The 14772-nt window shown below is 53.1% G+C and carries 17 protein-coding genes; 9 read left to right on the top strand and 8 right to left on the bottom strand.

Annotated features, from left to right (window positions below; translation table 11 throughout):
• Positions 1-61 precede the first annotated feature (61 nt).
• Positions 62-1834, bottom strand: coding sequence for a sensor histidine kinase (locus tag ACETK5_RS29240; RefSeq protein WP_100541054.1), 1773 nt, complete (start codon positions 1832-1834; stop codon positions 62-64).
• Positions 1831-2550 carry a response regulator transcription factor gene (locus ACETK5_RS29235; RefSeq protein ID WP_326118692.1) on the bottom strand — a complete coding sequence of 240 codons (720 nt, stop codon included), beginning with the start codon at positions 2548-2550 and terminating at the stop codon, positions 1831-1833. The genes ACETK5_RS29240 and ACETK5_RS29235 overlap by 4 nt, the downstream gene beginning before the upstream one ends.
• 141 nt (positions 2551-2691) lie before the next feature.
• On the opposite strand from ACETK5_RS29235, the gene ACETK5_RS29230 reads away from it, so the two are divergent.
• Entirely contained in the window at positions 2692-3921 is a 1230-nt protein-coding gene (locus ACETK5_RS29230) for a DUF418 domain-containing protein (protein WP_326111046.1), read from the top strand.
• Positions 3922-4059: 138 nt separating this feature from the next.
• Positions 4060-4365 carry an antibiotic biosynthesis monooxygenase gene (locus ACETK5_RS29225; protein WP_100541057.1) on the top strand — a complete coding sequence of 102 codons (306 nt, stop codon included), beginning with the start codon at positions 4060-4062 and terminating at the stop codon, positions 4363-4365.
• A 192-nt stretch (positions 4366-4557) separates the two neighbouring features.
• Here ACETK5_RS29225 and ACETK5_RS29220 read toward each other — a convergent pair whose 3' ends face one another.
• Positions 4558-5028 carry a hypothetical protein gene (locus ACETK5_RS29220; RefSeq protein WP_394059409.1) on the bottom strand — a complete coding sequence of 157 codons (471 nt, stop codon included), beginning with the start codon at positions 5026-5028 and terminating at the stop codon, positions 4558-4560.
• Between the two features lie 134 nt (positions 5029-5162).
• Here ACETK5_RS29220 and ACETK5_RS29215 point away from each other — a divergent pair, with 134 nt between their 5' ends.
• Entirely contained in the window at positions 5163-5294 is a 132-nt protein-coding gene (locus ACETK5_RS29215; protein ID WP_009590359.1) for a DUF4023 domain-containing protein, read from the top strand.
• A gap of 92 nt (positions 5295-5386) precedes the next feature.
• On the opposite strand, the gene ACETK5_RS29210 is transcribed toward ACETK5_RS29215, so the two are convergent.
• The 4 genes from ACETK5_RS29210 to ACETK5_RS29195 all read right to left on the bottom strand — a co-directional run bounded on the left by ACETK5_RS29210 (position 5387) and on the right by ACETK5_RS29195 (position 7983).
• Positions 5387-5728 carry a DUF1801 domain-containing protein gene (locus tag ACETK5_RS29210; RefSeq protein WP_394059407.1) on the bottom strand — a complete coding sequence of 114 codons (342 nt, stop codon included), beginning with the start codon at positions 5726-5728 and terminating at the stop codon, positions 5387-5389.
• 41 nt (positions 5729-5769) lie between these two features.
• A complete protein-coding gene (locus tag ACETK5_RS29205) occupies positions 5770-6168 on the bottom strand; it encodes a VOC family protein (RefSeq protein WP_100541060.1) in 399 nt (132 codons plus the stop codon).
• 121 nt (positions 6169-6289) lie between these two features.
• Complete coding sequence (locus ACETK5_RS29200) at positions 6290-7552, bottom strand: RNA polymerase sigma factor (protein ID WP_394059405.1); 1263 nt, start codon at positions 7550-7552, stop codon at positions 6290-6292.
• A complete protein-coding gene (locus ACETK5_RS29195) occupies positions 7552-7983 on the bottom strand; it encodes a YciI family protein (RefSeq protein WP_394059403.1) in 432 nt (143 codons plus the stop codon). The genes ACETK5_RS29200 and ACETK5_RS29195 overlap by 1 nt, the downstream gene beginning before the upstream one ends.
• Before the next feature lie 47 nt (positions 7984-8030).
• Here ACETK5_RS29195 and ACETK5_RS29190 point away from each other — a divergent pair, with 47 nt between their 5' ends.
• Positions 8031-8327 (top strand): hypothetical protein, encoded by a 297-nt coding sequence (locus ACETK5_RS29190; protein WP_394059401.1) that lies wholly within the window; start codon positions 8031-8033, stop codon positions 8325-8327.
• 83 nt (positions 8328-8410) lie between these two features.
• Positions 8411-8965 carry a P-loop NTPase family protein gene (locus tag ACETK5_RS29185; protein WP_394059399.1) on the top strand — a complete coding sequence of 185 codons (555 nt, stop codon included), beginning with the start codon at positions 8411-8413 and terminating at the stop codon, positions 8963-8965.
• Positions 8966-8982: 17 nt separating this feature from the next.
• Here the strand turns inward: ACETK5_RS29185 and cysK are convergent, their stop codons facing one another.
• Positions 8983-9897: a cysteine synthase A gene (cysK, locus tag ACETK5_RS29180; RefSeq protein ID WP_394059397.1), complete on the bottom strand. Its 915-nt coding sequence runs from the start codon at positions 9895-9897 to the stop codon at positions 8983-8985.
• A 444-nt stretch (positions 9898-10341) separates the two neighbouring features.
• Here cysK and ACETK5_RS29175 point away from each other — a divergent pair, with 444 nt between their 5' ends.
• The 4 genes from ACETK5_RS29175 (at position 10342) to tatC (ending at position 14702) form a co-directional block, all read left to right on the top strand.
• Positions 10342-11193, top strand: coding sequence for a lipoate--protein ligase family protein (locus ACETK5_RS29175; RefSeq protein ID WP_394059395.1), 852 nt, complete (start codon positions 10342-10344; stop codon positions 11191-11193).
• A gap of 907 nt (positions 11194-12100) precedes the next feature.
• Complete coding sequence (locus ACETK5_RS29170; protein WP_394059541.1) at positions 12101-13726, top strand: PhoX family protein; 1626 nt, start codon at positions 12101-12103, stop codon at positions 13724-13726.
• A gap of 24 nt (positions 13727-13750) precedes the next feature.
• Positions 13751-13972, top strand: a complete 222-nt coding sequence (tatA, locus tag ACETK5_RS29165; protein ID WP_096775768.1) for a twin-arginine translocase TatA/TatE family subunit — start codon at positions 13751-13753, stop codon at positions 13970-13972.
• Positions 13929-14702 (top strand): twin-arginine translocase subunit TatC, encoded by a 774-nt coding sequence (gene tatC, locus ACETK5_RS29160; protein WP_100541066.1) that lies wholly within the window; start codon positions 13929-13931, stop codon positions 14700-14702. The genes tatA and tatC overlap by 44 nt, the downstream gene beginning before the upstream one ends.
• Positions 14703-14772: the final 70 nt, after the last annotated feature.

Genomic DNA, 14772 nt, shown 5'->3' with positions numbered 1-14772 from the left:
GGAATCTTGAAGGATTTTTTGAGATCATTCCGCTCATGACAATCCAAATCCAGGAAGAACGTCAACCTTTATCGCGTTGAGCAGCCCCTTCACCTTCTTGTGCGGCAGCCTCAGGCAATAGAACGGTGATGGTCGTCCCTCGACCCACTTCAGACCACACATTTACCCGGCCACGGTGCGCTTCGACAATCGCCTTGGCGATGCTCATCCCGAGTCCCGAGCCGTCCATGCTCTCTTCGGTATTCGTTCCCCGATAGTAACGCTCGAACAGATTGCAGCGGGTCTCTTCGTCCATCCCCACGCCTTGATCCGCAACCACGATTGCCGCACCGGCAGGGCGTCTCTCCACCCGGACCTCAACGTTTACCCCATCCGGATTATGCTTCACGGCATTCGTGATCAGGTTATCCATCAACCGCTGCAGCCACTTGGCATTGCCGTCGACGAGCAGCGCCCCTTCGCCGCCAATATAGTTAAAATTCGCATCCAGCGTGGCATCGTTGACGTATTTGAGCACGCAGCGGCGCACCAGCTCATTCAGGTCAAGCCGGGTAAGCTCCTGGGGGCGGATCTCGCTTCTCAGACGGAAGACGAGCGAGAAGTCATTGATCAGCTCCAGCATGTAGTCCCCTTTTTCCCGAATCACCGTTCCCATCTCCCGCAGTTCCTCCTGACTCCAATCCTGCGGTGCATTCTCAAGCATATAGCCGTAACCCTGGATGGAGGACAACGGAGTACGCAAATCATGCGATATCCCGGACATCCATTCTTCCCGGTTACGATCCAGCCGCTCCCGTTCCCGTTCGGTTTCGGCAAGCTGCTCCGCCATCTTGTAAAAAGAATGAATCACTTCCTTGTACAACTTGAAGCGCGTGCGCAGCTTTCCGTTCTTACGGAATACCCGCTTCCGGTCCTTCGGCGTCAGCACTTCCTCGTAAGCTCCGCTGCCCATCCGCTCAAACCACCCGGTAAACAGCAGCAGCGGCCGGCTGTATCGATATCCATGCCATATGGCGACCCCAAGTGATAACACAAGCACGCAGACCATCGTCCATAACGCCACGCGGATCAGCTCGTTCATCATCGGCCTTTTCTCCAGCGCCTCGTCCTGCGGCGTATGATAGACCCAGGTGTTGCCGCTGGCCGCATCGCGATAGACCGCGATATGCGTGGAATACGTGCCCGGCTGCTCCTGCATCGTGATGATCTCCAGCGGGTGGTAGCTTACCTTATTGTCTGAATCGGTTCCAATCGCTTGGACAACGCGGCCCTCCCGGTCAATGACATGCAAATAACCGCCTAGACCGGCTAATTCGCGTTCGAGCTCCGCTTCATCCTCCGGCCTCACCCTGCCGCCGTTCTGATAATGGGCATACCATTCCCGAAGATGGTCCGAACCCTCATCAATACGTCCGATCAGATACAGCAGCGGTTCTTCATAGGTCAAATCCATCTGCCAATCCATCGTATACTCGCCGAGACGGCGCTCCTCCTTGATCTGAAGCAAGGTGCTTACCGAGTACTCCGACGGAACATCCAGAGCCGTATTGGTGGAAAGAATCACGTTTCCGTCCATATCCACCACTTGCAGCCACATATCCTTCTCTTGAAGCAGGAGCTTCCACTGTTCTTGCAGCAGGACCTCCCCATTCTCCGTCACCGTCTCGGTCACGATGCTGTTCAGGACACCTGTCGGAAAGTTCCGTTTGATTTCATCGTCGCTGATATGTTTGATCAGGAAGAATAAGAGCACGATCAGGAAGCAAAACATAAACGCCGAGAACGCAATTAATTGGTACGTAAAATGAAAGGCCAGCCTTCTGCGCAGTCTCATCGGCCTTTCTCCTTAACCAGCTTGTAGCCGAGCCCCCGAACCGTCAGCAAATATTGCGGGTTGCTAGGATCCTCCTCGATGCGTTCACGGATGCGACGGATATGTACCATGACGGTGTTGTCCTCGCCCATGCCGTCGATGCCCCACACGGCTTCGTACAGCTGCGACTTGGAGAATACGACCCCCGGATGCTTGCAAAAATAAAGCAGCAGTTGAAAGACCTGAGCCGGACAAGGCACAGGCTCTCCCAGCACCGTAAGCTCCCCGGCGGATTCATCGACCTTAAACCGGCCGAAATCCCATGCACGCTGGATCACCGGCTGCTCCGCCGACACGGTCGCCCCGATGCCGCCACGACGCAGACGCGCCTTGATTCTTGCGGCAATCTCCAGCGGATTAAAGGGCTTGGTGACATAATCGTCCCCGCCCATCGCAAAACCGGTCAGAACATCCAGATCCGACGCTTTGGCCGTCAGAAACAGAATATGCGGACTGCCATAGGAACGGATCTGCGGACAGAGATCAAATCCCGTGCCGTCCGGCAGCATGACATCGAGCAGCACGATATCCGCTCCGTGTGCAGCGATTTCGCTGAGCGCCTCCTTACAGCTGGAAGCCGTATATATGCGGTTAAAGCCTTCCTTGCGCAGCACCATCTGCAGCATTTTCACAATGGAAGGTTCGTCGTCTACAATTAAAATTCGTGTTTGATCCATTTTATCCTCACCCGACATTTATGCTAGCACAACAACCTTAACAGGAGTTAAACAAATGCGGGAAGAGTTAAGAAAAAGTTAGGTTGCCGTTTCCGAGTTATTTCATTTCGAGCTTTATACTTGGTGTCAGAGGTGATTGACATGAATTCAAATAAACGTTCCACGGCCGTGGATGCGATTCGCGGTTTGAGCTTGCTTGGCATCCTGATGGCCAATATGCTTATTTTTCAATACGGCATGTTCGGCAAAGACGAGCTGCATTTCTTCCAGCCATCCACGCTGGATCTGATTAGCCATGACATGCTGAAAGTATTCGTAGAGGGCAGCTTCATGCCGATCTTTACGTTCCTGTTCGGTTACAGCATGATCAAGATGCGGGAAAGCCTGATCGGCAAAGGGCTCAAATACGGACGCAGCTTTTTCCGCAGGTCCATGCTGCTGATCGTTCTCGGTTTGCTCCATTCGACATTTATCTGGGAAGGCGATATATTGCTGTTTTACGGAGCGATTGGACTCTTCTTGGTGCTGTTTGTGAAACGGAAGCCCAAAACGATTCTGATCTGGGGGATCCTCTTACTCGCGCTGATGTCCCTCCTCGGATATGGCTCCATGGAGCCTACGGCAAGTGAAGCCGATCGTATGGAGAATTATGTGAAGCAGTCTATTGAGGTGTACGGCAATGGCACGTACAGTGAGATTCTGAGCTTTCGTTCAACTGAGGAAATGCCCATCGACCTTCCGGACTGGTTGATGCTGCTGGTCATTCTGATTGCTCCGCTGATGAGCGCGCCGATGTTCCTGTTTGGTATGGTCGCCGCCAAACGCGGGCGCTTCCTCCATCCCTCCATGGAGATCAAGCTGTATCTAAGATGGTCACTGCTCATACCGGTCGGGCTTGGACTAAAGACCGCAGGGGTTATGCTCGGATCCACCCACGGCTGGAGCGGCATCTTTACGATGCTTGGCGGACCTCTGCTCGCGCTGGGTTATATACATCTGTTCGCTTCCCTATATGCCTTCTCATCTAAACAATCGGTCATCATCCGGGCGTTTGAAGCGGTTGGGCGGATGTCGCTAACCAACTATCTGACGCAAAGCGTTGTGTGCGTACTGATATTCTACGGATTCGGGCTGGGCATGTTCGGCAAGCTCGGCGTGCTGCAAGGAGCGCTCCTGGCCATCCTGATCTATGCTGTACTGGCAACGGGCAGCCTGCTCTGGTTGAAACGATTCCGCAGCGGCCCGATTGAACGGCTGCTGCGCATGGGCACCTATTGGTCATGGAGCGGCAGAGCGAAACCCAAAGCGGTAGTGCCGGCTGCCGCCGTACCAGCGGCAGAGTTTCCGGCGGAAGGTCCTCCGGCGACCTGAGAATTCCATAGCTTTCGGCATGAAGCACGGTTCCTCCCAAGATGAAATCAGGACGCTCGTTCATGTATAATGGACATATCTGCAAGGGGCTGAACATTTCCGGAATTTATCCGGTCATCACCGAAGGAGGAATCAAGCATGCTGGTTGTTACCAACTCGATTAAGATTAAACCGGGCTTCGGACAAGAAATTGCGCAGCGATTCGCTGAAGCGAAGGGCGTACAGGAGATTGAGGGATTCGTGCGGATGGAAGTATGGCACGAAGCCAAAGAAGGCGCAGAGGCTGAGGAACTGAAGGTCTCTACGGTATGGGAAGACGAGGAGGCGTTTAAACGCTGGACTTCCAGCGAATCGTTCCGGCAATCCCACGGTCAGGGCCGCAACGAGAATATTTTGGGCGCATCCTTGAACAAATATGAGTTGTTAATCAGTCATAAGAAGTAATATATAAAAACGTCTATCGACGTACCCGGTATGAAAAAGAACCTAGTTCCGAGATCGTCATACCATTATACGGGGTCCCCATCATAAATACCCTGCCCGGGCGTTTGCCTGTGGCAGGGTATTTTTTTGCCGTGATATGTCAAACGCCTTCTCCGTTCGTTCACGATCCCTGTGATACCAAAGAGACCTACCTCAAGGCTCCTGATCGTTTATCGTGTAACCCGGCAGCAGTTCAGGGTTGTGGGAGCGACCCAGCTCGACCATGTAGCTGTTCAGATCGTTTAACTCGGGACCCGTCAGTACATACGATTGTCCATCCACCTCAAACTCGTTTGCCACGCGAACCTCCTGCTCACCTTGCACGACGTCCATAAAGAACAGAAACCCCGGTTTCTCGTTCCCTGTGATCCGCTTGGCTTGAAGACTGTCCACTCGCTTCATAACCGGTTCTATGTCCTGTTCCTGATCCAGCACCATTCGTGTGCCATCCCCGTAAACCACATGAATGGCCCTCACCTTCGCTGCATCCAGCTTCATCAGTGTCATGACGGAGTACAGGCTTTGGTCTGCAGACTCCGCATCCTCGTCGAATCGGCTGCAGCCGGCCATACCCAGAACAACGATAATTGCTACCATCATGATGAACGCGAGCTTACTGGACATCCTTTCATCCCCCCAAACGAAAATCTCACCATCCGTATCCGTTCCAAAGTCACCAAATATGATCACGCCGAAATGGTTATATTAAGCACGATCAGGCAAAGCCATACATTCTGAGCAAAAGGAGCTTACGTCCTATGGAAAGCACGCACGATTTTGTGGAAAAAATGAACGAGAATGCGGAGAAGGCCCGTCGCAACAAAGAAAATCACGGCAAAGGAACGCCAAGCGACAAGCTGCCGACCAAGCAGCACGGCACCAAGAAGTAAAATGAAACATACCGCGATCCTCATAGGATCGCGGCTATTCTATCAGGAACGCTTCGAACACCGGTTATCCGCGCTTCCCTATTCCATATGATTTACAGCCCTTCGGATGCCTGCTTCAGCAGAGATCCAAGCGCATCATAATCGACCTGCTGCCCGAATGATATTTTGATGGTCTTTCGTTCAGGCGGTCCTTCAAACAACGCTTCAGGCCAATCCAGGCCATCCGCATTGAAAATCGTAAAGCTCACGGCGCTCTTCGCGACGCTGATCACCGCCGCATATTTTCCATTCTTCAGAAAATGGGGCTTTTTATATTGAAGCCGTTCCGAAACATCCGGGATCGTGCCGTGCACGAGCTCCCGAAGCTGCTCGCTGACCTCCACCTTCCAGGTATCACTGATGTTTGCAATGTAATCCGTTACTTCTTGATTCATCTTATGGACTCCTTCTGTATCATAGTATGGTATTTTTCAGCTCAGCCCTGATGAACCATCTGCCAGGTCATGCCGTACCGGTCCACCACTTCACCGTAGTAGGCTCCCCAAGGCTGCAGGGCAAACGGATATTTCTCGGTCCCCCCATCGCTAAGATGGCGATAGGCGGCGCGGGCTTCTTCCTCGTTATCAAACGTGATGGCCAGACCCATGCTCGTGCGCTTGCCGGTTTCCTGAAAAGCGTCGGTGAGGATTAGCTTATTGCCGTCAGCCAGCGTTAATGACATATGCATAACCTTATCCTGATGGGCTTCCGGTATGCCCGGCATGTCCTTGAAGGTAGTCAACAAACCGATCTCTCCACCCAGCGCTTGCATGTAAAAATCCGCCTGACCTCTTGCATCCTCCGAAATAATAAAAGGTACCATTTGTGCTTGCATGTTCATCTTCCTCTCGGTTTATTTTTTTGTTTTATATCTAAATGACGAACGAGATTTTATGTAATCGACACATCTTCATATTTTTCCGAAAAAATTTTTAAAAAATTTTCTCCAGCTTGTCTTAACACTCCGTTGACAGGCATTCTGCCGCACGGTCAAGCAGCAGAGAACGTTCCCTCAGGTTATCCGTCAGCGATGCGGCCAGCTTGAACTCCGCGCAGGCTTCGTCCAGGCGCCCCACCTTAAAGAGCAGGTCTCCCCTTACGCTCGGGAGGAGATGGTATCCCTTCAAGGCGGGCTCGCCATGTAAAACATCCACGATCTCAAGCCCGATCTCCGGACCGAAAGCCATGGAGAGGGCCACGGCCCGGTTCAACTCCACGATGGGCGAAGGAGAAACCTGGGCCAATGCCTCATACAGCGCGGAAATTCGAATCCAGTCGGTCTCTGCGGCACTGGGCGCTCCGGCATGACACGCGGAGATGGCAGCCTGTATGGCATAAGGACCCGTCATACCGCCCAACCGCTCGATCCGATCCAGAGCGGCAAAACCGCGTCGAATCAATAAATAATCCCACAAGGCCCGATTTTGATCCATGAGCAGGACAGGCTCCCCCTCGGCGTTGACCCGGGACTTGAATCGGGAGGATTGAAATTCCATTAACGCAACCAGTCCATGCACCTCGGCTTCCGTCGGCGCGATCTCTGCCAGCACCCGTCCGATCCGAAGCGCTTCCTGACACAGCAGCGGACGAATCCACTGGCTGCCCGATGACGCTGCATACCCCTCATTAAACATGAGGTAGATGACCTCAAGGACCGATGACAATCGCGGTTTAAGCTCGGCTCCCTGAGGAATCTCGAATGCCACCCGGGTCGCGGACAGCGTCCGTTTGGCACGAACGATTCGCTGCGCGATCGTCGGTTCAGGCACAAGATAAGCGTGGGCAATCTCCGCTGTCGTTAAACCGCCGAGCAGACGCAGCGTCAGGGCCACGCGGGCTTCAGGGGAAAGAACCGGATGACAGGTCATGAAGATCAACCGCAGGAGATCATCACTCACTTCCCCCGGCTCCGGTACCTGAATATCCGATTCCATCCGGGAATCCATTTCGCGTCCCAACAGCTCATACTTCTGATCGCGGACTTTATTCCGGCGCAGCAAATCCAGTGCTTTGCGCTTCGCAGCGGTCATGAGCCATCCACCGGGATTGTCCGGTATTCCGTCTATCGGCCAGCGTTCCAGCGCAGTGATAAGCGTATCCTGAGCAAGATCCTCGGCGATCCCGACGTCACGGACCATTCGAGTCAGGTAGGCTATGATTTTAGAGGATTCGATTCTCCAGATGGCCTCGATCGTACGATGGGTATCTGCCGCTGACATTACGGATTCTGCCTTTGAATGTGTTCTCGCATTTCGTATTGTTTGGCCTGCGCTTCAGGGTCCTGCGTTAAGTCAGTCGGTTCAAACACCTGGCGAAGCTCAATCTGGCCTGCACCGAAGCCGTGTGGATCCGGCATGCGTTTAGCCCACTCGATCGCCTCTTCCCTCGTCTTCACTTCGATCAAGGTATACCCCGCGATCAGTTCCTTCGCTTCCGTAAAGGGGCCATCGGTAATTTTCGGCTTGCCCCCCGGCTCCGGATAAGATATCCGGATGGCGCCCGAGCTTGGATGGAGCCCATCGGCAGCAATCAGCACGCCGGCTCTGGCCAGCTCCATGTTGTACCTCATCATGGCATCCAGCTGCTCTGCGCTTGGCAGTACGCCTGCCTCGGAATCCTCGGTTGCCCTTACAATCATCATAAATCTCATTCTTATTCCCTCCTGGTTATCGAGACTAAACTTAAAATTTTCGTTCTATGCTTAATCAACGAATAGAGAATCCCCTAATCGACAAAGACGTCAACATTTACAAAAAAATAATAGGTTACAATCATTTCGTTACGGAATCGTTTATTCCTGTTGGAATGATTCGGCTCCATAAAAAAAAGACCAACCAAGGCAAACACTTGATTGGTCGATGGAGGGGCGATGATCCTAATCCAAGCCCGTTCCTATGGCAGGCAGTTCATCCCATGGACTTGGCTCGCCCCATTGCCGAGCAAATCGCGGCATTCTTCAAGCAGCTTTGTGATACGCCGCGGGAAGCACTATAATTTTACGACTAACGAAACAAGGACATCTCCGCTCCGGTACCGAAATGATTAGCTACCATTTCTCATGAATGCGGTGATCTCTTATGGACACTAAGATCCCGAACCGGATCCATATTATCGGCTCCGTCGGCAGCGGCAAAACAACGCTTGCCCGGATGCTGTCCGCCCAGTTTAATCTCCCTTATTACGAGCTCGACAATGTCGTATGGGAGCGGGCCGAGCCAGACGATATTAGAAGGTGTGAGGCGGATCGCGATGCGCTATTGTTAAGTATCGTGAACACGAATGGCTGGATCATCGAGGGCGCTCATCTGAAATGGGTCAGCCCCAGCTTCCACCATGCGGATCTTATCGTTTTTCTGAACCCGCCCTACTCCACAATAACCTACCGGATCATCACAAGGTTCATCAAGCAGCGACTGCGACTTGAAGAAGCGCACTATACCCCCAGTTGGGACATGTTCAAAAAAATGTTCGAATGGAGTGCCGCCTATCAGCGGGAGGGTAGGTATCAGATTCAGGACACGCTTGCGGATTATCCCGGCAAAGTGGTCATTGTAAAAGATCTCAAGCAGCTTAAACAACGGCTTGAACAGTGGATGCCCTCCATAGAACAGCAAGAAAGGACCTCCGGTTAACCGGAGGTCCTCTTCTCTTAGAAAATATCCATGCTCAAATACCGCTCTCCCGTATCCGGGGCAATGCAGACAACCCGTTTCCCTTCCCCCAGCCGCTTCGCCACGCGAAGGGCCGCGAATACCGATGCGCCGGAGGACGGTCCTACCAGTATTCCTTCCTTGCGGGCCAAATCCCGGGCGGTCTGTAGTGCATCCTCGTCGGCGATCTGGATAATCTCGTCATAAACGCCCGTATTCAGAATCTTCGGTACAAAACCAGGGCTCGTGCCCACCAGCTTGTGAGGTCCCGGCTGTCCGCCGGAGAGCACGGGCGAGCCCTTCGGCTCGACCACCGCGATATGCAGGTCCGGCAGAGACTTCCTCAGCTCTTCCCCGGTTCCGGTTACGGTGCCGCCCGTTCCCGCCGTTGCCACAAAGGCGTCCAGCCGCCCTTCCATCTGCTCCAATATTTCCGGCGCTGTCGTCACCCTGTGTATGTCCGGGTTGGCCGCATTCTCGAACTGCTGCGGAATGAAGCTTCCGGGAATCTGCTCCCTGAGCTCAAGCGCTTTGGCAATGGAGCCCGGCATGCGTTCGCTGCTCGGTGTCAGCACGACCTCCGCACCGTAGGCCTTCAGGATGTTAATCCGTTCCTTGGACATGTTATCCGGCATAATCAGGATGGCCCGATAGCCCTTGGCGGCCGCAATCATCGCCAGACCAATGCCGGTATTCCCGCTCGTCGGCTCGATAATGGTGCCCCCAGGTTGGAGCAGACCCTGCTCCTCCGCGGTATGAATCAGATTGTAGGCCGCGCGGTCCTTCACGCTGCCGGAAGGATTGAACCTCTCAAGCTTTACATAAACGTCAGCTGATCCTTCCGGCACTAGCCGCCGAAGTTTCACCATTGGCGTCCGACCGATCATATCAACTACACTATTATAAATCTCCATGATGTTGATCTTCTCCTTTTATATATGAAGTGAAGTCATTCTCCGCTAAACCATATGACTCACAAAGACAATAAGCTTACTCGGATTATAACAAAAACGTTGATCGACGTACATTCGCAGATGACAGAGATCGACGTACATTCCCGAAAGACCGCCGCGTTTAGTTGATGTCTTTCTTGCGATATCAGGAAGTACATGCTTCGAAGTTTATAACTCCGATATCGAACGGGGGTTCCCCGCTCACTAAGAGTGAACCCTCGTTAAGCGCTATTAAGCTGTCAGGCTGACGCCGCCGATTGCCGGATGCTAGCTCAAGGAGCGAAGCCCTCGCACTGACTGGTAAGGTTCGCCGTTTCATTATGAATTTGTGGTATGCTGTTCATGGAAAAAGATTCGATCGGGCTTTACTTTACCCTACCCCTATTTCAAGGAGGCGCAACAAGCGTGAACATTCCGCTGATACTACCTGAAGACCAACCCGTCCTGCTGCTCGACCGGACCGATAATTTATCGCATCAGGACGTGCTGTATCATTTTGCGCTGGACGAGCTATTATGCAGGCTGACCGGAGAAGGCGGGACAGCCGTCTGCCATCTGTGGCGGCATCCGTGCGCCTTTGTCTTGGGCGTGCGGGACAGCCGTCTGCCCAAGGCGCCGCAAGGGGAAGCCAACCTTCGCTACCTCGGCTATGATACCGCCGTGCGCCATTCGGGCGGTGCCGCGGTACCCTTGGACGCCGGCGTGGTGAACCTGTCCCTCATCCTCCCCTTTTCCTCCGCCGGACCGGCGCCAGATTTTCATCAAGACTTCGAGATCATGGTGGAGCTCATCCGGGAAGCCCTCCGGGACACCGGGCAAAGGGTGGATACCGGCGAGATTGCCGGCGCCTTCTGCCCCGGAACGTTTGATCTAAGCATCGGCGGCCTCAAATTTTGCGGCATTGCCCAGCGGCGGCAGCGGAAAGCCTTCATCATCCAGGCTTTCATCATTGCCGAGGGTTCGGGCAGCGAGCGCGCCCGGCTGGTTCGTTCCTTCTATGATATCGCAGCTGAGGGAGCCGATCCCAAGCAGTACCCTCTGGTAGAGGCCGACAGCACGGCCAGCCTCGAGGAGCTGACCAACATCGGCAGCGGCTTCGAAGCGGTACGTCAATTTACGGCAGCCGTCAAAAAAGTCATTCGAGGATGGCAAGCAGGCAAGGATTTGGCCGAAGCAGCTTCCAGGTTTACGATGCCTGGGGACGAGGATATCCGCTTTATGGCTGACCAGATGCGTCAGCGGTATAACCTTAATTAAACATAATAAAGAACCATATAGGCTGATTCATCAGTCTATATGGTTCTTTATACTGAAAGGGGAGTCCCCTTATTGTTATATATTGGACCCGCACTTAGTGTGGATCCTCCGTCCTCAAAACGTTGCACCAGTCCAACACAAGCCTGTACCTATAAACTCCGCTTGTATTGCAGTTCTGCCGGGAGCATGCAACAGTTCTTGCAATTCTTGCAGTTCCTGCAGTTCTTGCAGTTCTTACTGATATCCAAGAGACGAATAAACAAACTAATGGACAATAGATCCGTTATTTCGAAAAAACAGCAACTTTCCCCGGACTTCCGGACTCAGAATCCGCTATCTACTATAAATACCACGATTAACAGCCATATTCTATGTAATAACGGATCTGATGTCCTCATTAAACCCCAAACCAACCAATCGAGACGTAATAGCGGAACCTCTGTCCTTAAATCATTACAACAGTCAACACGCTCAAGCAGCGCCTGGTATTCCGCGGACAAACAAACCTCGCCCTATCGATACAATACGTCCATCAATCCATTCGCGTCCTTCGATTCATTCTATCCGTACGACACAGTAGGTTAATCGTTACAAATCGGACCGTCGGACGGTCGGACGGTCGGACGGTTCACACAATCCATCCATCCATCCATCCGTCGATCGATCCACACAATCCATCAATGCAATCCAATCAATTCACCCTAAAGCCCAAATAACTGAATCTGTTCATTTTGGCACCATCACCTGGCAGCTAGGCCAAGTATGAAAACGAGAATCGTGTACCATACCAAGATGACTTTATTTTTACATTTCCACCATTCACCGATGATATTGCCATAACATTTCCCCTATAAACTTGTCCTGATGGCAATTTATACATTAGGGGTGGATAAGCTTGAATAAAACGATGGACCGCAAAACGTTTCTGTCTTATCTGGGTACGGGCGCAACCGCATTGGCAGCCGCTTCCGCAGGCTTAGGCGTATTGGAAGGGAAGGCTTCGGCCATGTCCGGAACCGCAAATCATCTGTTCGGATTCAAAACGAATCGGGTCAGCGGCTACTTCGACCCAATCGAACCAACCAAAGCAGACCAGCTCGTCCTGCCTAAAAACTTTAAATATGATGTCATTGCCGCTTTCGATGACGTGATCAACCCGGCTGGCGAAAAGTTCGGCTCCGGCTGTGATTACAACGCATTTTTCCCGCTTAAAGGCTCCAACGTCCGCGGCCTCCTGGTCAACAATCATGAGTACTCCACCATCTTCTCGATCGGACCTGTGAAGGACGGGAAGATGACGGCGGATCAAATCCATAAAAACCTCTATTACCAAGGCATGTCGGTCATCGAGGTATACCGTGACGAGAAGGGCGTATGGAAAATGGACACCACCTCCACCCATGCCCGCCGCATCAACGGCTTCAGCAAATTCGATATCACCGGCCCGGCCAAAGGCATCCCTGCTCTGAAAGGCGCAACGACGGCTACCGGCACGTTTGCCAACTGCTCCGGCGGCGTAACGCTGTGGAACACGGTTTTATCTTGCGAGGAGAACTTCGAGGACACCGCGGCAGTCTCGAACCTTCCGGATACCCATTACGGCTGGGTGGTTGAGGTCGATCCGTTCGATAAATCCTTCTTGAAAAAGCATACCGCCCTCGGCAGATTCAATCATGAAAACACCGCCATGGGCCTTGCCGCAGACGGCCGGGTCGTTGTCTATATGGGCGACGACAAGAAGGATGCCTGCGTCTATAAATTCATCAGCAAGCACAAATACGATAAGAGCAAAGGGCGCGCCAACTCTGCGCTTCTGGAAGACGGAACCCTGTATGTCGCCAACCTGAAGTCGGGCAAATGGATGCCGGTCACCTTGGAAGCCGTAGCCAAGGCCGCCGCAGAGGATAAAGAGGCTCAAGCTAAATTCAAATCCCAAGGCGATGTGGTCACTTACTGTCAGGAAGCTGCACGTCTTGTCGGCGGAACACCAACGGACCGTCCGGAAGACATCGAAATCTCGCCGTTTGATAACACCGTGTTTGTCTGCCATACGAACAACGACAATCACGGCAACATCCATGGTCATATTACGCGTATCTTTGAAGCCGGCAACGATCTGGCCGCCATGGAGTTCGATTTCGAGATTTTTGCTGCCGGCGGACGCCAATCCGGATTCAGCTCGCCGGACAACCTGGCGTTCGACTCGAACGGCGATCTGTGGGTCGTAACGGACATCTCCAGCAGCAGCCAGAACAAAGGCGTTCACAAATCCTTTATGAACAACGGACTGTTTGTGATTCCAACCAGCGGACCGGATCAAGGGGTCGCACTGCAATTCGCCTCCGGCCCGGTGGAATCCGAGCTTACAGGTCCTTTCTTCACACCCGACGAGCAGACGCTCTTCCTGTCCGTTCAACACCCGGGCGAGAATACGGAGGACCTCAGTAAACCAACCAGCACATGGCCTCACCGCTCCGGCGAAAACATGGCGCGCTGCGCCGTCGTGGCGATTAGCGGCTTCAAACTGGAATAATACCAATCGAAAGGAGCGAGGATCATGCCGTTTGGCAATATCGGAATCGGTGGTTTAATTCTTATTTTGATTATCGCACTCATCATATTCGGTCCCTCCAAGCTTCCCGAGCTCGGTCGCGCTTTCGGGCGGACCTTAAGCGAATTTAAGGGCGCAACCCGCGGCTTGATGAACGGAGACGACGAGAATGGGAAAAAAGACGATGCTCCGCAAACTGCTGCAGCGGTCAATAAGCAGCACAGCTAATCCGAACGACCAGAGCGCGATCGAGCATCTCGAAGAAATGCGGAAGCGCCTGATCCGCACCCTGCTTGCGTTTCTCGTCGCGATGGTGGCCGCCTTCATCTACGTCGAGAAGATCTACCACTGGCTGGTACGAGGCATGGACAAGCAGCTCGTTCTGCTCGGCCCCTCCGAAGTAATGTGGGTGTATATGATCATTGCGGGCGTTGTGGCCGTCACCGTTACACTTCCCATTGCCGCTTATCAAATATGGCGGTTTGTGCAGCCGGCGCTGCCGGATGGGACTCACCGCTCGGCTGTGCTGCTCATTCCCGTAATCAGCGTATTATTCATTGCTGGCATCTGTTTTGGATACTTCGTGCTGTTCCCGATGGTGCTGCAGTTCATGCAGCGTATGGCCGAAGGGACATTCCAAACGATGTATACCGCGCAAAAATACTTCACGTTCATGATCCATATGACCGTACCGTTCGGATTCCTGTTCGAAATGCCCGCCATCGTCGTTTTTCTGACGAAGCTCGGCATCGTGAATCCGCATCGGCTGGCCAAGATGCGCAAATCAGCCTACTTCCTGCTTTGCATCGTGGCTGTCACCATCACGCCGCCGGATATCATGTCCGATCTGATCGTGATCGTCCCGCTGTTCCTGCTGTACGAAATCAGCGTTTCGATCTCCAGATTCATCTATCGCAAGCAGCTGCAGCTCTCTCAAGCGGAGGGCAGCGCAACCTAATCCACGTCCGTTTCCCCCGAAGCTGGACGGAACCTTCAAGAACCCGTGACTAGACAGCCTAAGCAAGCAG

It is taken from the genome of Paenibacillus ilasis (assembly GCF_043195395.1).
Classification (GTDB): domain Bacteria; phylum Bacillota; class Bacilli; order Paenibacillales; family Paenibacillaceae; genus Paenibacillus_AQ; species Paenibacillus_AQ lautus.
This window is presented reverse-complemented; position numbering and strand designations above follow the sequence as displayed.